The 21,777-nt window shown below is 55.8% G+C and carries 14 protein-coding genes and 1 pseudogene; 6 read left to right on the forward strand and 9 right to left on the reverse strand.

All coding sequences use genetic code 11. The features are described 5' to 3' along the window. Positions 1-12: 12 nt before the first annotated feature. The 4 genes from BY447_RS16410 to BY447_RS16425 all read right to left on the reverse strand — a co-directional run bounded on the left by BY447_RS16410 (position 13) and on the right by BY447_RS16425 (position 5,727). The gene (locus BY447_RS16410; protein WP_110331544.1) at positions 13-1,614 is read right to left on the reverse strand and encodes an inorganic phosphate transporter; all 1,602 of its coding nucleotides are present in this window, start codon (positions 1,612-1,614) and stop codon (positions 13-15) included. 188 nt (positions 1,615-1,802) lie between these two features. Further along, complete coding sequence (locus BY447_RS16415; protein ID WP_110331545.1) at positions 1,803-2,915, reverse strand: L,D-transpeptidase family protein; 1,113 nt, start codon at positions 2,913-2,915, stop codon at positions 1,803-1,805. Between the two features lie 213 nt (positions 2,916-3,128). Then, positions 3,129-4,943 carry a glycoside hydrolase family 15 protein gene (locus BY447_RS16420; RefSeq protein ID WP_110331546.1) on the reverse strand — a complete coding sequence of 605 codons (1,815 nt, stop codon included), beginning with the start codon at positions 4,941-4,943 and terminating at the stop codon, positions 3,129-3,131. 202 nt (positions 4,944-5,145) lie between these two features. Then, a complete protein-coding gene (locus tag BY447_RS16425; protein WP_061061975.1) occupies positions 5,146-5,727 on the reverse strand; it encodes a DedA family protein in 582 nt (193 codons plus the stop codon). Positions 5,728-5,930: 203 nt separating this feature from the next. Here BY447_RS16425 and BY447_RS16430 point away from each other — a divergent pair, with 203 nt between their 5' ends. The 3 genes from BY447_RS16430 to BY447_RS16440 all read left to right on the forward strand — a co-directional run bounded on the left by BY447_RS16430 (position 5,931) and on the right by BY447_RS16440 (position 10,313). After that, positions 5,931-6,518, forward strand: coding sequence for a Yip1 family protein (locus BY447_RS16430; protein ID WP_033782385.1), 588 nt, complete (start codon positions 5,931-5,933; stop codon positions 6,516-6,518). A gap of 178 nt (positions 6,519-6,696) precedes the next feature. Further along, complete coding sequence (gene pbpG / locus BY447_RS16435) at positions 6,697-7,644, forward strand: D-alanyl-D-alanine endopeptidase (protein ID WP_110331547.1); 948 nt, start codon at positions 6,697-6,699, stop codon at positions 7,642-7,644. 227 nt (positions 7,645-7,871) lie between these two features. Then, complete coding sequence (locus tag BY447_RS16440; protein ID WP_110331548.1) at positions 7,872-10,313, forward strand: DUF3772 domain-containing protein; 2,442 nt, start codon at positions 7,872-7,874, stop codon at positions 10,311-10,313. Between the two features lie 80 nt (positions 10,314-10,393). Here BY447_RS16440 and BY447_RS16445 read toward each other — a convergent pair whose 3' ends face one another. The 3 genes from BY447_RS16445 to dld all read right to left on the reverse strand — a co-directional run bounded on the left by BY447_RS16445 (position 10,394) and on the right by dld (position 16,479). Beyond that, complete coding sequence (locus tag BY447_RS16445; protein ID WP_110331549.1) at positions 10,394-13,045, reverse strand: beta-N-acetylhexosaminidase; 2,652 nt, start codon at positions 13,043-13,045, stop codon at positions 10,394-10,396. 50 nt (positions 13,046-13,095) lie between these two features. Further along, on the reverse strand, positions 13,096-14,493 hold the full coding sequence (chiP, locus tag BY447_RS16450; RefSeq protein WP_110331550.1) for a chitoporin ChiP: 1,398 nt from the start codon (positions 14,491-14,493) through the stop codon (positions 13,096-13,098). 282 nt (positions 14,494-14,775) lie between these two features. Then, positions 14,776-16,479 carry a D-lactate dehydrogenase gene (dld, locus tag BY447_RS16455; RefSeq protein ID WP_110331551.1) on the reverse strand — a complete coding sequence of 568 codons (1,704 nt, stop codon included), beginning with the start codon at positions 16,477-16,479 and terminating at the stop codon, positions 14,776-14,778. 155 nt (positions 16,480-16,634) lie between these two features. On the opposite strand from dld, the gene bglX reads away from it, so the two are divergent. Both bglX and BY447_RS16465 read left to right on the forward strand, forming a co-directional pair. Further along, positions 16,635-18,932: a beta-glucosidase BglX gene (gene bglX, locus BY447_RS16460; RefSeq protein WP_110331552.1), complete on the forward strand. Its 2,298-nt coding sequence runs from the start codon at positions 16,635-16,637 to the stop codon at positions 18,930-18,932. Between the two features lie 96 nt (positions 18,933-19,028). Further along, positions 19,029-19,901: an oxygenase MpaB family protein gene (locus BY447_RS16465; RefSeq protein WP_110331553.1), complete on the forward strand. Its 873-nt coding sequence runs from the start codon at positions 19,029-19,031 to the stop codon at positions 19,899-19,901. 55 nt (positions 19,902-19,956) lie between these two features. Here the strand turns inward: BY447_RS16465 and BY447_RS16470 are convergent, their stop codons facing one another. Beyond that, on the reverse strand, positions 19,957-20,577 hold the full coding sequence (locus BY447_RS16470; protein WP_110331554.1) for a LysE family translocator: 621 nt from the start codon (positions 20,575-20,577) through the stop codon (positions 19,957-19,959). Between the two features lie 237 nt (positions 20,578-20,814). On the opposite strand from BY447_RS16470, the pseudogene BY447_RS16475 reads away from it, so the two are divergent. Further along, a pseudogene (locus BY447_RS16475) lies at positions 20,815-21,066 on the forward strand (IS3 family transposase); the annotation flags it as partial. Positions 21,067-21,094: 28 nt separating this feature from the next. Here BY447_RS16475 and BY447_RS16480 read toward each other — a convergent pair. After that, positions 21,095-21,703: a TetR/AcrR family transcriptional regulator gene (locus tag BY447_RS16480; protein ID WP_110331555.1), complete on the reverse strand. Its 609-nt coding sequence runs from the start codon at positions 21,701-21,703 to the stop codon at positions 21,095-21,097. Positions 21,704-21,777 lie beyond the last annotated feature (74 nt).

The raw sequence follows: 21,777 nt of genomic DNA on the forward strand, positions 1-21,777 counted from the left end.
GAGCACTGACTATCAGAAATGGGTAAACACCCAGTAGAGCAGGGCAGAAAGCAGAATGGAGACTGGCAGCGTCAATACCCAGGCGACAGCCAGATTTCGCAGAGTCGAAAACTGCAGACCAGAGCGGTTGGCCGCCATGGTGCCCGCCACGCCGGATGATAGCACATGGGTGGTCGACACCGGCAGGCCAAAGCCATCGGCTGCGCCAATAGTCATCATCGCCACCAGCTCGGCGCTGGCACCCTGGGCATAGCTCAGATGGGTTTTGCCGATTCGTTCTCCCACCGTTACCACAATTCTGCGCCAGCCGACCATGGTGCCAAGCCCCAGCGCTATCGCCACCACCACTTTCACCCACATCGGAATAAAGCGGGTGGCGCTGTCGAGTTCGGTTTTCACCGCCTTAAGATTGCGTTCGGTCTCCTGCGGCAGCGTCACCTTCGCGGTCTGCAGATGCTTGATCGACTCCGAAGCCAGATACATCTGGTTGCGGGTATTGGTCACCGCCTGGACAGGGATATTATCCATCGAGCCGTAACGGCGAATCTGATCGCCCACTTCGTTAAGCGTCCGCGCCAGCGCCGGTAACACCTCGGCGTTCATCTGGTTGCTGCCGACAAAGCCGGTCAGCACGTCGCGGGCCGCCGGGGGATGCGCCGTCGCCGGTTGCAGTTGCAGTAGCTGATGGGCGGTCACTTCAGTCAGTGCGGCCACACGTGGGATCTGATCGGCCGGCAGCGATCGGTTCAGGGCGTAGGCGATCGGCATGGTGCCCACCAGGATCAGCATAATCAGCCCCATTCCTTTCTGGCCGTCGTTGGAGCCGTGCGCAAAGGAGACGCCGGTACAGGTCAGGATCAGCAGACCACGGATCCAGACCGGCGGTGGCTGGTCACTTTTCGGGGCCTGATAAAGCTGGCGATTACGGATAAACATCTTCATCACCCAGAGCAGCAGCCCGGCGCAGACAAAACCCACCACCGGCGACAGCAGCAGGGCATAGCCGACCTTGAGTGCCTGATCCCAGTCCACGCCGCTCAGTCCGCTGCGCCCATGCAGCATGGCGTTAGCCACCCCGACGCCGATAATCGAACCAATCAGCGTATGCGACGACGATGAGGGCAGGCCGAAATACCAGGTGCCGAGATTCCAGATAATGGCGGAGAAGAGCAGCGCATAGACCATGGCGAAGCCGTTGCCGCTGCTGGCCTGCAGGATCAACTCGACCGGCAGCAGTGAGATAATGCCAAACGCCACCACGCCGCTGGAGAGCAGCACGCCCATAAAGTTACAGAAACCGGACCAGACTACTGCCACGCCAGGCGTCAGCGAATGGGTGTAGATCACCGTGGCGACCGCATTGGCGGTATCGTGAAAGCCATTGACGAATTCAAAACCGAGCGCAATCAGCAGCGCCAGTCCCAGCAGAAAGAACGGCAGATAGCTGGTGACCGGGGTGTTGGTTTCTTCAACATCATTGACCAGGTTGAGGCCGGCGAAGGCCAGCCCGGCGATCAGCAGAATGAAAAAAATCGGTTTGCTGAAGCGACTGCCCTTGCCGTTGAAATCGGGGCGCCCCCGGGCTGATGAGGAGGAGAGACTGTTTTCGCTCATGGTGTACCTCACGTGGCTGATGCCGGATGCTGATTTGCATCGGGTTAACGGAGTGTGATACGCGCTTTATATGACAGATTAATGATGGTCACCCGGGGAAGGAGGGCGGAAATGTTCGGTAATTTGCCTTAATCCAGGCAATAAAAAAAGCCAGCGACAGGCGCTGGCTTCTTAGAGCAGGACGGCGATTACGAGTTGGTATTGGCCGCTGCTGCAGGTGCTGCTGGTGTGATCGGTGCGGCCTGCTCAGTGGCGGGCTGCTGTGGCTGTGCAGCATCACTGTTTGCACCCTGTGGGGTCACTGGCGTCATCGGCTGTTCCTGTGGTGCAGCCTGCGGGTTTTCCGGCATTGGTACAGGTGCAGTCTGGATGTTGTTTTCCACACCGTTCACTTTTACCGGCATACCGGTACGGCCCTGAATGGCACCGTTAACCTGATCCTGATTGACGCTGGCATCAACCAGCACTTTGCTTACTGCCTGCGTCAGCGTAATCGGCACCAGCTCGCGCGAGTTGAACTGCTCTTCGGTAGTCGACAGCGGGTTATGCACTTCAACATAACGTGAACCGTCTGGCTCTACGGTCGCTTTTACCGGCTGATCGACGAACTGGACGCGGGTTCCGACCGGCACGTTCTGATACAGCCATTTAATATCGTCAGCGCGCAGACGCACACAGCCGTGGCTCACGCGCAGGCCGATACCGAAGTTGGCGTTGGTGCCGTGAATCGCATAGAGACGACCGATATAGAGCGCGTAAAGACCCATCGGGTTATCCGGGCCTGCCGGAAACACGGCTGGCAGCGTTTCACCGCGTGCCGCATAGTCCGCATGCATACCTTTGGTTGGCGTCCAGGTCGGGCCATCTTTCTTACGTTCTACCGCTGTGGTCCAGTTAATCGGGGTATCTTTACCCAATTCACCGATACCAATTGGCAGCACCACGACGGTTTTGCTGCCTTTCGGGTAGTAGTAAAGACGCATCTCTGCGCTGTTAATCACAATACCTTCACGCGGTGCGTCAGGCAGAATCAGCTGCTGTGGGATGATCATTTTGCTGCCAGCTTTAGGCAGATAAACGTCAACACCCGGATTGGCTTCCAGCATATTGCTGAGGCCCATCTGGTACTGCGCCGCAAAAGCTTCCAGCGGCAGCTTACTGTCTTCAGGAACCGTAATTTCAATATTTTCCCCGATCAGACGGCTGTTGGCCGGCGGTAACGGGTAAACCACAGCAAAGGCTGACTGGCTGAATGCCGCCAGAGCCAGAGCGATTGAAGCGAAAGCGCGAATGATTTTCATATTTTACAAGTCTTTATCGCCATATTTCAGGCTGGTCTATGTGTCGAATTCATGCTGGCCAATGTGACCTGCTGCGCATTATATGTTCATTAATCTGACGTTGTGAATCGGGAATTTAACCTGCCTGTAATACTTTACGTAAATTCACCGCGGATGTTAGCGCATTTCCGGAAAGCAGGGCGTGTAAAATGCGGCTTTCCGGGGGAGTCCTGATTAAGGTTGCCACTGCGTCTGTTCACCGCTGAGTTTGCGATTCAGGAAAAAGGCGGCACTGATTAACGCCAGATGCGTCAGCGCCTGCGGCGTATTGCCCAGCGCATGACCGTGACTGTCAAACTCCTCGGCGTACAGGCCCAGCGGATTGGCGTAGCTCAGCAGCTTCTCAAATTCAAAATGCGCTTCCTGAATCCGGCCCGCGCGCGCCAGACACTCGACATACCAGAATGAGCAGGCACCAAAGGAGCCTTCCGATCCCTTGAGGCCATCGGCCGGTGTTTCATGCGTATTGTAACGCCGTACCATACCGTCGCTGACCAGATTGGTTTTGATCGCATCCAGCGTGGCAATCCAGTCCGGGTCGGTGGCACCGACGAAGCGCACCAGCGGCATCAGCAGCATGGAAGCGTCAAGATGTTCACCATGACGGGTGGCAGAGAAATGGCCGCGTTCACTGTTCCAGAAGTTTGTCCAGATATCTTCGCGGATCTCGCGACGCGCCCGATCCCAGCGTTCATAAGGCATCGGCAGGGATCGCTTCATGCCGAGACGCAATGCACGGTCCAGCGCCACCCAGCACATCAGACGCGAATGCAGGAAGTGTTCCGGCTCGCCGCGCATCTCCCATATACCGGCATCGGGTTGATCCCAGTGATCACACAGCCAGTCGATCATTTTGACCACATGCTCCCAGCCGCGCTGCGAGATCGCCTCACCATACTTATTGGCCAGATAGACCGCATCCATCAGCTCGCCATAGATATCGAGCTGGGTCTGCTGCCAGGCGTCATTGCCGATGCGAACCGGACGGGAGTCGGCATAGCCGGAAAGATTGAGTAACTCCATCTCATGCAACTCGGTGCCGCTGTCCAGCCGGTACATTACCTGCAGGCGCATCTCATCGTGATGGCTGTTTTCAACACAGCGGCCGACCCAGTGGGTAAAGTGTTTGGCTTCATCCACGTAGCCCAGCCGCATCAGTGCATACATGCTGAACGAGGCGTCGCGGATCCAGGAGGCGCGATAGTCCCAGTTGCGTTCGCCGCCCAACTCTTCCGGCAGGCCAAAGGTTGCCGCCGCCGCAATCGAGCCGTGCTGATGTGAAGTCAGCAGCTTCAGGACCAGCGCCGAGCGCTGCACCATCTCTCGCCAGCGTCCCTGATAGGTGCTCCGGGCGCTCCAGCGTCGCCAGTAGTTCAGCGTTTCTTCAAAGCAGTGTTCGGTGGCCAGCGCTTCGATATGTGCATCATCCACGCTGCCAAACTCGAACTGCGCATGTTCGCCAGGCTGTAACCTGAAGTGGGCAGTGGCGCTGTCGTCTTCAAGCGTCATCACCACGGAGGCTGCCAGGCGCAGCGACGGCTGACCTTCAGCATGAAAGTCGATGCAGCCGTTGTGCGCTTCGGCCCGGGTCTGCGCCCGGGCGTAGTCATGACGCGGTGAACAGCGCAGCTGAAAGGTTGCGCTGCCGCGAACCATCTTGACCCGGCGGATCAGGCGCGGCAGTTTGTTCTTATCATCACAAATCGGCATGTAGTCGGTGATTTCCGCCACGCCTTCATCATCCAGCCAGCGCGTCTGCAGGATATTCGTGTCGGGCAGGTAAAGCTGCTGACGCCGCGCATTGGGCCAGTCAGGTGCGAGGGAGAAAAGGCCGGCATCATCGCTGTCGAGCAGGGCGGCAAACACCGACGGGCTGTCGAGTTCAGGCCAGCAGAGATAATCAATAGTGCCGTCGTTAGCGACCAGCGCACAGGTGCGCAAATCGCCGATGACGCCGTGGTCTTCAATCTTACGTTTTACCTTACTCATTCTTATCTCCCTGTCAGTGTCCATCCTAACTATAGCTGAGCCATCCGATGCGGCTTCGTTTGGGCACAGATGGTTAACGCGCGATTGAATAAGGAAGGAGAGGGGAAGGTGGGCGGATGAGACTCACATCATCGTCAGCAGGTCGCCAGACGCTTTTCAGCGTCTGGCGACCTGTGCATCAACGGGCGAATACGCCGTTCACTTATTGCTGATCGGCCCGGCGGTTGTGCCAGCGACGGATCACCCAGCGCAGCACAAAGGCGAAGACGACCGCCCCGACCAGCCACAGCAGATGTTTCAGATGCTGGTCGAGTTTATGTAGCCACGGTGCAATGATGCCGCCCGCGAAATAGCCCAGCGTCACGAATATCAGCGACCAGATAGTCGCCCCGATAACGTTAAGAATAAAAAACTTCATCGGGTTAAGGCGGCTGGCACCGATGATGATGGGACCAATCAGCCGGAAGCCATACATAAAGCGCACGCCAATCACGAACAGGCTGGGACGGCGTTTAATCAGGCGGTTTGCCTTCACCACTTTGTCCTGATGCTTTTTAAAGCGGCGCAGGATCCGCGTGCCCCAGCGGCGACCGACCCAGTAGAGCAGCTGGTCGCCAACAATGCCGCCACCCATTGCCGCCAGCACGACCCCCACATAATGCAGCAGCCCCTCATGCGCGGCCACGCCGCCCAGCAGCGTAAATGTCTCCCCCTCGGCAATACAGCCAATAAAAAGTGCCAGATAACCGTACTGCGTAATTAATGCGTTGATATCCAGATGCAAAATGACTCTCCCTGTTCGGTGATGATTTCTTTCAGTCTATACGCGATTTGGCTTCGCTTCCGCCCGGCCACCACATCTGTTTATTTATGCTGTTTTTTTGTCCGGTCACCACGAAAATTTCACTGCCGTTTATACTTGAGGAGACGCTGCCCCTAAAGACGCATGCATCACCGGGCGGCCCATCGCATCAGAGGAGTGACTGTATGAACCATGTCTGGGGACTTCTGGCGCATCCGAACCAGGAAATGCGTCATATCAAGCAGGAAAATGAGAGCGTCTCGCACCATTATACCCACCATGTTCTGCTGATGGCGGCGATCCCGGTGATCTGCGCCTTTATCGGTACAACTCAGCTGGGCTGGAATCTGGGCGAGGGGCAATATGTGCAACTTAACCTGGCAACCGGCATCGGGCTGGGGATTCTGTTCTACCTGATTATTCTGGGCGGTGTCGCGGTTATGGGGCGCGTGATCCACTGGATGGCGCGTGATTATCCGCAGCGTCCCGGCGTCCAGCGCTGCACCGTGTTTGCGGGATACGTGGCGACGCCGCTGTTTCTCAGCGGGCTGGTGGCACTCTATCCGCTGGTCTGGCTCTGCGTACTGGCAGGGGCGCTGGCGCTGCTCTACACCGGCTATCTGCTCTATATTGGCATTCCGCTGTTTCTGAATATCGACCGCGAAGAGAGCCTGCGTTTTTCCGGCTCTACGCTTGCCATCGGCGTGCTGGTTTTTGAAGTGTTACTGGCATTGACCGTGGTGCTGTGGGGATATGGACCGCATCTGTTCTGACTGACTGCTGCCGCCGCTCTGGCGGCAGTTCTCTTTTTACGCCCGGAAACAATCTCACCAGGAAATTTCTTAACCTAAAGCGTATGATGCTGCTGCCAGCCCGCGCGCCGACGTGACTGAAGCGGGCGGCCTGTGTCGGTATGACACAGTACACAATCATAACCGGGTTTTTTCTACGATGCCTGCAAAAATTCGTTCCACCCTGCTTTCGCTGGCGCTGCTCGTTTCCGGGCAGGTTGTTTCACTTCCGGCGCAGGCGACGACTTCATTGTCGCAACTTACGCCTATTGCTCAGCCGCAGATCGCTTCTGGCAGTGCGATGATTGTCGACCTCACCACCAATAAAGTGCTTTTCTCCAGCCACCCGGATCGGGTCAGGCCCATTGCGTCCATCACCAAGCTGATGACCGCGATGGTGGTGCTGGATGCGCATCTGCCGATGAATGAGATGATTAACGTCGATATCAGTCAGACGCCGGAAATGCGTGGCGTTTTCTCGCGCGTTAAGCTCAACAGCCAGATCAGCCGCCGCAATATGATGTTACTGGCGCTGATGTCTTCAGAAAACCGTGCCGCCGCCAGCCTGGCTCACGCCTATCCGGGCGGTTATCGCGCCTTTATCCAGGCAATGAATGCCAAAGCGCGGTCACTCGGCATGAAACAGACCCGCTATGTGGAGCCAACCGGCCTCTCAACGCAGAACGTCTCCAGCGCGCAGGACCTGGTGAAGTTACTCAAAGCGACGCGGGAATATCCGATGCTTGGGGCGCTCAGCACCACAAAAGAAGAGACGGCCGTGTTTGCCCATCCGAGCTACGCGCTGCCGTTCCGCAATACCAACCATCTGGTCTATAAAAATGACTGGCATATTCAACTGACCAAAACCGGTTATACCGACGAGGCGGGCCACTGCCTGGTGATGCGCACGATGATTAACAATCGTCCGGTGGCGCTGGTGGTGCTGGATGCCTTTGGCAAATATACCCACTTCGCCGACGCTAACCGACTGCGCAGCTGGATTGAGACCGGCAAAGCCGCGCCAGTGCCTGCCGCTGCGCTGGCGTATAAAAAGCAGAAGTCGGGCCAGGTTGCCAGCAATGGTGCCGGCAGTGCCGACGTTGAGTAGAAAATAGCTGGTGTTGCGCACGGCGCGCACCGGCATTGCCTGCAGGCTGAGCAGGTAGCCGGGAAGAAACAGGCAGAGGCATACAGCGATGTTCATGCCGCTGCCTGTCCCGAATCAGCCCGAAAAATGCCCGTTATTCCTATATTGCCATCCCTTGTAAAGCCCTAAACTTACGCGCGACTGGCGAGGGAAGATCGCCTGATTTAAGCTGCCGGAATCTTACACATATGTTTATACGAACCCTTTTTGCATTGTTAATGCTGGCGCTGGCAGGGTTTGCCCCGGCGCTGGCGCTGGCCGCGGATGATACGGCCACGTCTGCTCAGGAACAGGATGCGCCGCCGAAGCTGAATGCCGCGGTTGAACTGCCGAAAATGCAGAAGATCCTCGACAAAATTAAAAGTCAGGTTTCTGTCGATGCTGGCGAAAACAAGCTGACGCAGCTGAATGAAATGGCGCTGGAGCTCTCCGGTAATGCCGATACGCTGGGTCAGGCGCTGGTTCCCGATCGCCAGCAACTGGAAGCCCAGTTGCAGGTGCTGGGTCCGGCCCCGAAAGCGGACAGCGGCGTCAAAGAGACGCCGGAAGTGACGCGCAAGCGTAACACGCTGGAGAGTCAGAAAAGCAAACTCGACGACCAGATTAAGCAGGCTGAAGGCATTAAAAATGGCGCACTGATGCTCTCCTCGCAGATTGTTAACCTGCGTCGCGATCAGCTGAAAAGCCAGCTGGCGCTGAACTCCGGCAGCATCCTCGGGGCGCGCTTCTGGTCACCGTTGCTCAGCACACAGGATCTGGATGGCGAGAAAATTGGTGAGTTCCTGCAGGAGTTGCAGGACACTGCTGCGCTCTCCTGGGAGCCGGGCTGGCGCGTGGGCAGTGTCTTCTGGCTGCTGGCGGCGCTGCTGGTGATGACGGTGGGCCGTCGTTACAGTGAAGAGTTTCTGGCCTGGGTCAGCATTAATAAACTGCCGGAAGGGAAGCTGCGTCGCAGTTTCCTGGCGGCAGCGATAGCGCTCACCACGCTGGTGGCGGTTGTCCTCACCTTTAACTTTATCTCCCTGGCTTTCACCCGCCGTGATGAGGTCTCTGAAAACGTTCAGGACTTTGTGGATCAACTGGTTCGGCTCAGCGTCTTTTGTGGCCTGATTGCCGGACTGGGACGCGCGTTCCTTTCTACCCGTCGGCCCAGTTGGCGATTACCAACCATCTCTAATGAAGTGGCGATGGCGTTAAAACCGTTTCCACCGATTACTGCGGTGCTGGTCTTTATCTTCCAGACGATCGAGGCGTTCAACTACAGCGTCGGCACCAGCCTGAATACCACCATTTTTGCCAACGGGCTGACAGCTCTGCTGATTGGCTGTACTGCGCTGGCGATCAGCATGCGCACCAACCGTGTGCGTCGTCGCATGACGCTGGCGGGCACCCCGCCTGAAGCGCGCTCAACGCTGGTCGGTCTGATTCAGATGGGCCTGACGCTGACCGCAATTGCGATCCTGGTCTCGCTGCTGATTGGCTACGTTACGCTGGCGCGCTTCCTGAGTTATGAGTTGATCTGGTGCGGCTTGCTGTTTGGCTCGTTCTACTTCCTCAGTCACCTGCTGAAAGATGGCTGTGAGAGCCTGTTTTCGACCAGTAACCCGACCGGTCGCCGCATCCAGAGTTCGCTTAACATTAATGAGCGTCACCTGCAGCAGACGGCCACGCTGCTGACGGCCATCGGTAAAACCTTCCTGGTGCTGGTTGTGGCACTGGCGCTGATCAACGGCACCTTTGCCTCCTCAACGCCGCTTGAGCTGCTGCAGAAAGCGATTGAATTCTGGGGCGGTAAAGGCCTTGAATCCCTGAACATCGTACCGGCACACATGGTGAATGCGATAATCTGCCTGATTGTCGGAATCTATGTGCTGCGCTCGGTGCGCCGCTGGCTCGACACCGATTTCCTGCCAAAAACCACCATGGATGCGGGGATGCGCGTGTCGCTGGTGACGCTGTTCAGCAACATCGGTTACGTGCTGATTATCCTGCTGACCCTGTCGATCATGGGTCTGCAATGGAACAAACTGGCGTGGATTGTCAGTGCGCTGTCGGTTGGTATCGGTTTTGGCTTACAGGAGATCGTGAAGAACTTTATCTCGGGGCTGATTTTGTTAACCGAGCGTCCGGTGAAAGTCGGCGATCTGGTGAGCATCAGCGGCATTGAAGGGGACATCCGCCGCATTAACGTGCGCGCCACCGAGATTCAGCTGGGCGACAAGTCCACGGTGATTGTGCCGAACTCGCAGTTTATCTCGCAGAACGTGCGCAATGCGACCATGGGCAATGCGCAGGGGGTGGTCACGATTACGCTGACTTTCCCGCTGGATATCGATCCGGTGAAGGTGCGCGATATTCTGCTGGAAGTTTACAACGAGAACGAACGTATTCTGGAAACGCCGGAGCCGTCTGTTTCGTTTAAAGATCTGACTCAGCAGGGCATTATTCTGAGCGTCACGGGTAACGTAGCGGGTCAGCGCCAGATCTCAGGGGCGAAGAGCGACCTGCTGTTCGATATTCTGACGCGTCTGCGTAAAGAGGGCATTCTGCTCTCCACACCGCAAACCATGATTATCGAGCGCCGTCAGATGCCGGGTGTGGAGCCGGTACCCGAAGAGAAGCTGGTTTAGGTGTTAAAGGGGCCGACTTCTGTCGGCCTTTTTTATGTTCACAACGCTGGTTTCCCGGCCTGTTCTCTCACTCTCGCTTACTACAAAGTTTCCACGCGGCTGGTGCGCTGCCCGTCGCGGCTCACTGAGCGGATTGCCACGGCACCGCTGACCTGCGGCGGTCTGTTGGCATCATAGCGCTGCCAGTTCGCCCCCTTGTCCAGACTGTACTCCAGCGTTACCCCAGGCAAGGCCACGTTCATCGACAGGATGCCATCAACGATTTTTGCTCCCGGCACTGGCAGGCGATAATCGATACCCGCTTTATCCAGCTTCGCCAGTTCCCGCTGTCCCAGCAGGTTGGCAAATCGCTGCCAGTCATGCAGGCGTGCCTGCTGATCGACGAGATGGGTTTTGCCTCCCGTGTATTCCTGACCTGGCTGGTAATCCCGCTCCCAGCTGGCGCGGTGCCAGCTTCGTTCCGCGACCGCAAACAGGCGCGGATAGATCATGTGCTCCATCTGGGCATCTGTTCGCACGGTTTCGCTCCACAGCTGGGCCGACATGCCATAAGCACCGCGCCACGGCTTCTCTGATTTAGCGCTGAAAACGTTGCCGTCGCGATCCAACGAGGTTTCCGCATTCTGCGGCAGATTGTCCGGTGCGAAGCCGAAGATTTTACGCTCGTCGTTGAAACGCGTGCCCCAGTAGTAGCCGCGCTCCAGCGGGTTCACCTCATACGGAAAGTCCAGGTAGAGGTAGTCAGGACTGGAGATCACCACGTCGTAACCTTTCTGTGACCAGTCGGCAGCACTGTCAAAACCGCCCCAGTAGAGCGTGTCCCAGAAGTTGACCGCAACCCGCGGGGTGGCGAAGGCTGCGGCATTTCTGGCATCTTTTAAACCATCCTGCCACGCCTGCATTTTGCCAATGCCGTGCCGGTTAACAATCTTACTGACGGTCAGGGCAAAATAGCTCGGCAGGTGTGCCAGATCTTCAACTTTGCCGCTCTTCACCAGCGCCTGACAGACCTGCGATTTTGCCCACGGCAGATCTTCGTTACGCCAGTCGCGCAGTCCGGTGCCCGGTTTAGGATTATTTTTGTCAGAGTAACCTGCACCCAGCCGGATGTTTTTCGCCTCGTCGCCGCCAAAATGCCAGACATCGAGCGGCTGTCCCGCCTCCTGGTGCATCGCCTGAACTTCACTAATCACCTTGTCAACAAAGCGCTGTGAGCCGTCAATGCAGGGATTAAGATAGCTGGTGCGGTCATAGAGCTGCACGGAGGTGGTATTGGAGTCGTCAGTGGGATCAATCAGGCGATACGCGCTGGCCTGTTCAGATTCTCCCTCCTTCATCAGCCGCTGATAGCGTGCTTCCATGGCGATAACCGCCGCGCGGGCATGGGCGGGCATATCGATTTCCGGGATCACCTGAATGTGGCGCGCCTGCGCATATTTCACAATGTCGATGTAATCGGCACGACTGAAAAAGCCACTGCCGCTGTTATCGCTGAACGGACCGGAACCGAGCTGCGGCAGCAGACAACGCTGTTCAGTCAGGTCATGACAGCGTTTAGCGCCCACGTCAGTCAGCTCCGGTAAGCCAGGAATTTCAAGCCGCCAGCCCTCATCGTCACTCAGGTGAAAGTGAAAGCGGTTCATCTTCCACGCCGCCATCTGATCAAGCAGCCGCATCACCGCCTGCTTACTGTGAAAGTTACGGGCAACGTCAAGAAACGCGCCGCGATAAGCAAAGCGCGGCGCATCATGGGCTTCCAGCGCGGCGATACGCGCCGCACCCTCGCCAGGGACCAGTGAGAGAATCGACATCAGACCGTAGAAAGCCCCGGCAGCATCGTAGGCCACCACAACGGCGCGGCGAGGCGTGATATCCAGATTGTATGCACCCGATTTCGCCGTTTTGCCGCTGAAGTGGCCTGGCTTGATCTGTGTCGTGATGGCGAATCCATCGGGTGCTTCTTTCAGGCCGAGCAGGGTGAGGCGCTGTTTTACCGCCTCACCAGTTTCAGGTGTCAGCCCGGTAAGCATCAGCCTGACGCCGCGGCTGAGATCGGCATCCTGCGGGCGGAGCTTCACCTCAAGCGGCGTGGGGGTGATTTGACCGCGCAGCGCAGAGACGGGCAGGGCAGCAACACCGCTGTTCTTATCAAACCGGCTGGCGGGCTGCATCAGGACATTGTGGTCAACGGCACTGCGTCGCCAGTGGTCACCCAGCGGTGATACAAACTGGCTGGGGTCTTCATGATCGGTGCTGGCAATAATTTTGGGCGCTGCCTGCCCGGACGTAACATACCAGCGCGGCATCACATCAGTGACAAACAGCTGCCAGTATTCGTTAACGATGGGAATCTGCACCGACTCACCTGCACCAATGCCGGTAAACTTCTCCGTCGGCTCCAGCCGGGTTAAGTCGCCTACCAGATGCGTCATTTTAAACTGATCGTTTTCGACCCGCAGCGTCTGGTGAACGTTGCTCATGTAGATGGCCCAGTGTTTGTCGGTCAGAGCCGGGCCGTTATTGGTCAGGGTAATGGTGGCGCGATTGCAGGCGGCATAATCGGCTCCCAGCGCGGCGCAGTCGGTGCCATTCAGAGCGGCCTGGTTATCATTTACTTCATAAGTAATGCCAAACTGGCTGATTTGATTCACCACCTGCTGCTCTGACGGGCTGGCGCGGCCTGTGACTGCAACGCCCAACAGAGTGAGCGCGATAAGACTTAATTTTAACATGTTGATTTTTATCCTTGCTGGTGAAGAGATATCCGTAAGTCCGCAGGGCATCAGAACAGCGTAAACGGCACGATAACCATAAATTTGATGTCCTTCTCGTCCTGGAAAATGTTGCCGTAACCGCCGCTGTAACTGGGCAGTTCGCTGTGATTGTCGTAGCGGGTGTAGTGCAGTTTAAACAGGGTATCTTTGGCGCGGCCCTGCTGGATTTGATAGATCAGATCGAGGTTCCAGGCGGACTCTTTCAACCGCTGACTCTGGTCAACGGTGGGCAGGGTGGCGGGTCTGGCATCCCAGCCCCAGACGTACGATGCGCCCACTTTCCATCCCGCCAGCTGCCACGGTGTTAAGTCGAGCATCGCACCGGCAAAGATCGCTTTTTCGCCATTTGCATTCCAGTCGGAACGGGCATCCCACCAGATATCCAGTCGGCCATTGGAGCTGGCATAGCCCGGCGTCATGCGCTGCAGGAAGAAGCCCTGATTGCCCTCTGCTTTGACCCAGCTGCCTTCGAGGCGCAGATCCACCGGGCCGACGTTGTAACCGATCGTGATTGCCTGTAGCCAGGCGAGGCCGTCATAAACATCCCGGGAATTAGCCGCACCGCCCTGCACGTTGTCGTGTGCACCGTAAAACTGATAGCTGGTGGAGAGTGCATTGCCGTTAGGCGTGGCCGACCAGGAGGCTTTGGCAAAATATTGATCCATATAATCTGCCGCCTGACCAAATGCACCTTCCAGCACCAGTTTATTTTTGAAGTCATATTTCATGCCGAATGAGTGCAGATATCTGATATGCGTTTTGCCATCAGCCTGCCGGAAATCATATAAATCACGATACCAGGGTGCCTTATATTTATCACTCCACATCCACGAGAATGATAATGCTCCGGCTTCCTGAAAATCATATAGCGCACCCACTTCGACACCGCGATAGGTGCCGGGTAAGAAACTCCAGTGCGGTGCAATCAGCGTCTGGCCGGTTGGCTGAATATATCCGGCGCGTAACCAGTAATCGTTATATTTAAGCTTTAGCGCGGCTTTATAAACCGAAGCACCGCCGCTGTCGCCATTCCATTTTTCATCCCAGCGGGTATGTGCCTTACTGAAGCCAATTTCGTTGGGCGCGGCGGGGCCACTGTTGGCAAATTCGGCAGCGCCAAAAACGGCGAGGTCCAGACCTATCCACTCTCCGGCGTAGCCTGACTGGAAGTCGAGATTACTGTTGAGCGAGGCGTGATGTAAATTAGCCCGATACTGTCCCTGATAGTCACTGGCGGGGTCGGTGTCTCTGCGATCCCGCTGCCGCTGCCAGTAAAAAACATTGCCTTTTAGCGATGCGTCGTCAATAAATCCGGCCGCATGAGTGGGTGATGAATTTATTGCTGACAGGGCTATTACCACAGTGGCTATTACTGTTAACGCTAACGCGAAATTATTTTTCCGCATGGTCATTCCTCCCTGAATGAAATAAAGGCAATTACACGGCTTTTAGTTTTAGTGGCGACAATCTATTTTTCGCGACGCGAATTATCAATTAGCAGGATGATGATTTGTGAGATGTTGCGCAGAACCCAATGAGAGAAAATAAAGAAGGTGCAATCTGGGAAGAGGAATTAATTTTTTGATGAAGTTGTTAGTAATAAATATGGGCCGTAAAGGGGAGTGAGCGGGTCAAAAAGAAGTGTGACGATCAGCCTGCTCTGACCGGCAGGCTGACCGATAACGCGATTAAACCTGCTTCACCGCCCAGCCTTTTTGCTTGCTGGTTTTGCCAATGCCAGGATTGAAACTATTGGTCGGATCGAGCTGGCGATAGAACGCCGCCAGCTGCGGTTTCGCCTGATAAAGATGGCCGACATTATGCTCCGCGGGATATTCCGCCCCGCGCGCCTGCAGGATCTCCAGCATCTGTGCTTTAAGTGCATGCACATCCACCCCTTTTCTGACGATGTAATCCTGATGGAAAACATGACAGAAGAAGTGACCATAGTAGAGGCGATGGCTTAAGGATGCGCGGATCGCATCGGGCAGGGTTTCGAACCAGTCCGCATCGTTGCGACGCAGCGCGATGTCCAGCGCCAGAATATCCTCGACCTCATCTGCATGGACTGCGTGGTAGCGCACAGCCGCACCCGCTGCCGCAAAGCGATGCAGAAACGCGTGCGCACCTTCTTTGCCTTCACACTCGAAGAACTCGCCACCGCCTTCACGGAAGTAGTCGCGCAGATAGTTACGCGCTTCTGCCACGCCGTCGCCCGACATCTTCAGCATCAGATGATGTTCATATTTGTCGCGATACTGCTTCATGCGTTTGGGCAGATGCGCCGGGAACAGTTTGCTCAGGCGCTGCAACAGCCGGTCGCTGAAGTGCGGTTTAACGAAGGAGAGCTTGCTCAGCCAGGCGTCAACCCGTCCTTTCAGCGTGAAAAACAGCGGCATCTTGTCGGTGCCCAGCTTGTCGATCATCAGGAAGGTGTCTTTGCCGTAGACTTCCGCAATGTCATAAATGTCGCGGTGCATATATTCGCCCGCCACCGGCAGATGGGTGAAATGCGCCAGGATGTGACGGCGGATATCGTTAAGCACACCGGGTTCGTTAGTGCCGATGTAAAACACCTGCTGCTGCGGTTCGCTGGCGAACGTATCGAGTCGCACCGCGAAGACCGCCAGTTTCCCGGCACAGCCGGACGCTTCAAACAGGCGACGCGCATCGGCATTGTAACGGGCGGGCGTATCCGCATCGACTTCACGGACCCGGTCGGCATATTCATGATCGGAGGCGTGACGGCCATCGTGCTGCACGTCGCCGGGCTGCCAGCGGTCGTCATCCAGTCGTCCCAGAATCTCTTCCGGCGAGGTCCCCAGATCGATACCCAGATGGTTCACCAGCTTCAGTCTTCCCTGTGCATCAATCTGCGCATACAGGGCCATCTCACTGTAGGCCGGGCCGCGCTTAATCAGCGATCCGCCGGAGTTATTACAGATGCCACCCAGCACCGAGGCCCCAATGCATGAGGAGCCAATCACCGAGTGGGGTTCACGTCCCAGCGGCTTCAGCGCTTTTTCCAGCTGATAGAGTGTGCTGCCGGGGAACGCCAGCACCTGCTGACCTTCGTCGATCAGCTGAAGCTTATCCAGTCGCAGGGTACTGACAATCACCAGCGGACGGTCGTAATCATTGCCTTGTGGCGTTGAGCCTTCGGTCAGGCCGGTATTCGCCGCCTGCATCAGGATGATGACATCCGCTTTCACCAGCGTCTGCAATACCCGCCAGAGCTCCAGCAGCGTACCGGGAAACGCCACGGCCAGCGCCTCACCTTCGCCGGAGCGAAAGCCTTTGCGATAGCGGGCAGTCTGTTCAGGTTCTGTCAGCAGATGGGCAGGGCCGACCAGGCGGCGAAGGTCAGAAAGCAGGGCAGAGGTTTGTATCATGAGCAATTCCCTTGTCTTATCAGTGCGTCCTAACTGTAGCACGTCAACTGACCTCAACGCAGTGTGACAGCGGCAGCTACCTGCTATTCTCATCTTGTGGCACACTGCCGCCTGTTTATTCGATATTGCGCAGTTACTTAAGAGAACCCAACCTGATGAAATGGATTTACTCTGTTAGTCTCGCTGTCTCCCTCGCGATGCAACCCGCACTGGCTGAGACAGTGCCAGGTAACCACCCGATGACCGAACAGGCGCGTGATGCCTTCGTTAACCAGCTGCTTAAAAAAATGACGCTGGATGAGAAGATCGGTCAGCTGCGTTTAATTAGTGTCGGACCTGATAATCCGAAAGAAGCCATTCGCGACATGATTCAGAAGAGTCAGGTTGGCGCGATTTTTAACACTGTCACGCGTCAGGATATCCGCGCGATGCAGGATCAGGCGATGCAGCTCAGCCGCCTTAAGATCCCCCTGTTTTTCGCCTTCGACGTGATTCACGGTCAGCGCACTATTTTCCCGATCCCTCTGGCTCTTGCGGCCAGCTGGGATCTGGATGCCGTTAAAGAAGTAGGGCGCGTCTCTGCCTATGAAGCGGCTGACGATGGCCTGAATATGACCTGGGCGCCAATGGTGGATGTCAGCCGTGAACCGCGCTGGGGTCGTGGTTCCGAAGGCTTCGGTGAAGATACCTATCTCACCAGCGAAATGGGTCGCAGCATGGTGCAGGCGATGCAGGGCAAAAGTGCCGCCGATCGCTACAGCGTGATGACCAGCGTGAAACACTTCGCGCTCTATGGCGCCGTTGAAGGTGGACGCGATTACAACACCGTGGACATGAGCCCGCAGCGCATGTTCCAGGACTATCTGCCACCGTATAAAGCCTCACTGGATGCGGGGAGCGGCGGCGTGATGGTGGCGCTGAACTCCATCAATGGCGTCCCCGCCACGGCGGACAGCTGGCTGCTGAAAGATCTGCTGCGCGATAAGTGGAAATTCAAAGGCATCACCATCAGCGATCACGGTGCGATTAAAGAGCTGATCAAACATGGCGTCGCCAGCGATCCGCAGGAAGCGGTACGCATCGCCCTGAAGTCGGGCGTTGATATGAGCATGAGCGACGAATATTACAGCAAGTATCTGCCGGACCTGGTGAAGAGCGGCGATGTCACGATGGCCGAAATTGATGATGCGGCGCGTCATGTGCTTAACGTCAAATATGACATGGGCCTGTTTAACGATCCCTACAGCCATTTAGGTCCGAAAGAGAGCGACCCGCAGGACACCAATGCGGAAAGCCGTCTGCATCGCGCTGAAGCACGCGATGTGGCGCGTAAAAGCATCGTACTGCTGAAAAACCGGCTGGAAACCCTGCCGCTGAAAAAATCGGGCACCATTGCGCTGATTGGTCCGCTGGCAGACAGCCAGCGCGACATCATGGGCAGCTGGTCCGCCGCAGGCGTGGCGAAGCAATCCGTTTCGCTGCTACAGGGCATGCGCAATGCCACCGAAGGCAAAGCGACGCTGCTTTATGAGAAGGGCGCTAACGTCAGCGACAACAAAGGGATTCAGGACTTCCTCAACCTCTATGAGCAGGCGGTTTCCGTGGATACGCGTTCAGCTGAGCAGATGATCGATGACGCGGTTGCCAAAGCGAAGCAGGCCGATGTGGTGGTTGCCGCCGTGGGCGAAGCGCAGGGGATGGCGCATGAAGCCTCCAGCCGCAGCGACCTGGTGATCCCACCAAGTCAGCAGAAGCTGTTAGCGGCACTGAAAGCCACCGGTAAGCCGCTGGTGATTGTCCTGATGAACGGACGTCCGCTGTCGATAGTGAATGAAGATCGCATGGCTGATGCGGTGCTGGAAACCTGGTTCAGCGGCACCGAGGGCGGCAACGCTATCGCCGATGTGCTGTTCGGTGACTACAACCCGTCGGGCAAACTGCCAGTCTCCTTCCCGCGTTCAGTGGGTCAGATTCCGATCTACTACAACCATCTGCCAACAGGCCGTCCTTACAACTTTGCGAAGCCGAACAAGTACACCTCGCATTACTATGATGCGGTTAACGGCCCGCTCTATCCGTTTGGTTACGGTCTGAGCTACACCAGCTTCACCGTGTCGCCGGTAAAAATGTCCTCACCGACCATGCCGCGCGACGGCAGCGTTGAGGCCAGCGTGACAGTGACCAACAGCGGTAAGCGCGATGGTGCGACGGTAGTGCAGATGTATCTGAACGACCCGGTCGCGTCCATCAGCCGTCCGGTGCAGGAGCTGCGTGGCTTTAAGCGCATCATGCTGAAAGCAGGTGAGTCGCAAACCGTGACCTTTAAAATTGACGTGGATGCGCTGAAGTTCTGGAACCAGCAGATGCAGCACGTTGCAGAGCCCGGCAAATTCAACGTGATGATTGGACTCGATTCCGTTCGTACCGAGAATGCGCAGTTCAGCTATCAATAACCGTCAGCCTTTTCCCTGAACTCAGGGGAAGGTGATGCGGCGCGTCGGGAGCGTCCTGTTACCGCGCGCCGCATCATATCCACTATCAGAGCCGCCATGATTAATCTGCGTGACCGCATTCAGCAGCAGGTCTTCCGCCTTAACGGCCTGTCGATGAATGAATTTGACCTCTCTCAACCGCCTGGCGATCCCGGCCTTTTTGGCCCGGACAGCGTAATCTGGCGCGTCCATGGTGACTTCACCTCCATGATGTGCGGCGGGATCAGTGCGCTGCTGTTGCAGATGCTGCATCCGGCGGCGCTGGCGGGCGTCTGGGATCACTCCAATTTCCGCGAAGATATGATGGGTCGCCTGCGCCGCACCAGTCAGTTTATCGCTGTCACCACCTATGGTAATTCACAGGATGCGCAGACGCTGATTGACCGGGTGAAACGCATTCATCTGAAAGTCAGCGGCGTCGACAGCGCGGGCAAACCTTATGCCGCCAGCGATCCGCATCTGCTCACCTGGGTGCATGTGGCGGAGACCAGCCGTTTTCTGGCGGCTCATCTGCGCTACAAAAATCCGCAGCTCACCCGCGCGGAACAGGATCAGTACTATCAGGAAGCGGCGCTGATTGCCGAAGCGCTGGGTGCAGTGAAGGTGCCGAAAAGCGTCGTTGATGTGGCGGATTATCTGCAACAGATGCGTTCAGAGCTGCGCTTTGACGAGCGCACCGCCGAAGTGACGCGATTGCTGATGAATGCCCCTGCTCCGAGCTGGCAGGCGAAACCGGTGATGAAAATCATGCTGAAGTCGGGATTCGGGCTGATGCCCGCGTGGGCGCAGGCGATGTCCGGCCGTGAAGTCGGCCGCTTTGAGCAGGCGATGATTGACCGGAAGATTAATGCGATTGCGGTGGGGTTGAGGTGGTCAATTCAGCGCGGGGCCTGGTATCGGGCGATGCTGAGGATGGGCAGGCTGGGGTAAGGGGCTATGAATGTCCGCTTTGTGCCAGAAGCGGACGTTTACAGTTAGCCCAGAGCTATCTCGTGCTCATAGCAAGTTTAGCCGCGAAGCATAAAAATAAGCCCCCTGTTGCTCTATCCATCATCCGAACAAAGCGACTTTTCTTCAATACGGCTGACGCATAATGTGTGGATAAAATGAGTGTGACTGACCATACAGTCCCGATCGCAATGTGGATGCTGACCAGTATAAAAGTCCATATCAAAGGTGAGTGACCGGCAGGTATGAACTGCGGCAAAAAGGAGACATAGAAAATTCCCATTTTGGGATTGAGCACATTCCCCAGCATTCCTCTGATAAACCAGTTCCTCTGAGAACCATTGCCATCATAGCCATTACTGAAAGATGATCGGGGACTTATCAGAAGTTGTAAGCCCAGCCAGCTCAGGTAGACCGCGCCACAAACTTTGAGCACAGTGTAAGCCATCTCTGAAACCGCCAGAAGAGCACCAAGACCTAACGCAACCAGCGTGCCCCATACAAAACAGCCAGCATCAATGCCAAGCGCCGCGTGAAAAGCCTTTTTGCCGCCTTCAGCACAAGCTGTGCGCAGAATAAGTGCCGTATCAAGGCCGGGAGTTAGGGTAAGTAACAGAGCTGCAAGAGAGAAGGCGAAGAGGGAATCGTTAACAGTCATTTTCTTTGTCCGAAAGAGCAGATGCTAATCATTTAGTTCCCTGCAATCAATCTATCAAATATGACTTTTTTATAAGTCCGCTCCTCGCTCATAGAGGACATTGATCTATGCATCAGTCCGCTTTGTGCCAGAAGCGGACGTTGTTATAGCCGTTTGTCTTAGTCAACGGGGAGCGTATCGTCAGCATGTCGGAAGATCTATAAAAGTGAATGGGCCGTTTTGATGAAATACTTACAGGTTTACCAGATCTATCACCTTAACGGCCTGAGTGTAAAACGCAGACTGTGTCGTTAAGGGCTGGGGACTGAGCGGCTTCCACTTCTGCGCCCGGATGCGCCAAACCTGACCTGGTCGATGGATTTTTTCATGGATACACTCGCCCGCAGCCGGGTTGAGTGACTGACGTATGTGGATTCTGTCACGAAGGAGTGTCTGACGATCACTGCCGTATTCGGAATCACAGGCGTTCAGCTGACACGCATTCTGGAGCTCAGGTCAACAATACTGGCTGGAATGGTCATCCCAGCATAGAAAAAGCGACTGATAGTATCTTCTTAACCGTTTCAGGGGCCACACCACGAGCAAGCTGTGACGAGGCATTGCTTAGCTGCGTATCGATATAAGTAGCAGCAAATTCCGATGACATGTCCACAGAAAACTCCCCCCTGACCTTTGAACGCTCAACCCATTTTGTGAAAGCAACTAATCCCTGCTCCTCAAGAAAATCTACTTGCGCTCGTGTTTTTTCACCCAAATGAATTCGTGATTCACGCATTTTTATGAAAAGACAGCCATTTGGGGACTCATGGTTACAACTAACTGAAGTGGCAAATGACACAAGATTATCAAGAGCCTCTCGAAATGGAGTTTCACTATTTAGCATCTGCTGGACTGGATCTAAAACTTGCTCCTGATACCTCATAAGAACCGCTTTCATCAACCCATCTTCGTTACAGAATTCACGGTAAAGACCTGGTTTAGATACACCAGATCTTCTGCAAATTTCATTGAGGGATAAATTTCCTATGTCATCTTTCCAATAAGAATCCATTGCCACGTCTAAAACATGATCACGGTCTAAGGTCCTGGGACGCCCTCTTAAAGGCTTAGTTGCATTTGGATTCATTTGATACCACCCGGTATTTTAATTTGACAAGCTGTTCCTTCCTGCTTATTGTACCACCTGGTATTTAATTAACA

This window comes from Pantoea sp. JKS000250 (assembly GCF_003201065.1).
In the GTDB taxonomy this organism is placed as follows: Bacteria; Pseudomonadota; Gammaproteobacteria; order Enterobacterales; family Enterobacteriaceae; genus Pantoea; species Pantoea vagans.